This window comes from Pasteurella sp. P03HT (assembly GCF_054052285.1).
This window is the reverse complement of sequence record NZ_JBSIUM010000017.1, coordinates 1-650: the sequence shown is the minus strand read 5'-3', so window position 1 is coordinate 650 and position 650 is coordinate 1. Positions and strand designations below refer to the sequence as shown.

At 42.2% G+C, this 650-nt stretch carries 1 protein-coding gene; it reads right to left on the bottom strand.

Annotation, left to right across the window (positions count from 1 at the left end):
• A partial coding sequence (locus ACWIT3_RS09530) for a Fic family protein (RefSeq protein WP_457162454.1) occupies positions 1-650 on the bottom strand: 650 nt, incomplete at both ends.

The window sequence follows — 650 nt, the reverse complement described above, 5'->3', positions numbered from 1 at the left end:
ATTTGTGTTTCAAAGTCTGAATTAAACTTCGTAAATGGCGGATAACCCGCATCTAACAACAATTTATTCACAATCACACGCGCCATACGACCATTACCTTCCGCAAATGGATGGTAAGCAATTAAACGTTGATACACTAAACCTGCTAACACGCTCGGCTCAACCCCTTGACGTTTTGCTTGGTTAATAAAGTCAACTGTTTCACTTAACTGAATTTTCGCTGCCTCTGGACTTGAGAACACTGCGTTTTCTTTCGTTAAGGTCTCTTTCTTATAAAGCTGACGATCGTCACCTTCATCTGGGCGTAAACCATGATTCAGTTTCTCAACCATCTCTACCGTGAGGTCTTGCCCTTGGCTGCTCTTCAAGAACGTTTCAATCGCGGCTTGTACTTCCTCTTTTAATTTCGGATTGCGTTGAATTGTTTTTGATGTTTCTGCCAAGGCTTCTGTGATGCTTTGTGTTTTCAAGTTCACATCTTCGATCACATCACCTTTCGGTAATTTCTTCACTAAGCCCTGAATATCGGCAAATTCTTCCGCTGACGGTTTAAAGGTCACCGCATCATTGATACGTTTTTCTACTTTACGTGCGCCATCTGTCAGAATTTCATCAAACTCTGGGGAGTTACCCATTTGCTTAATGGTGGC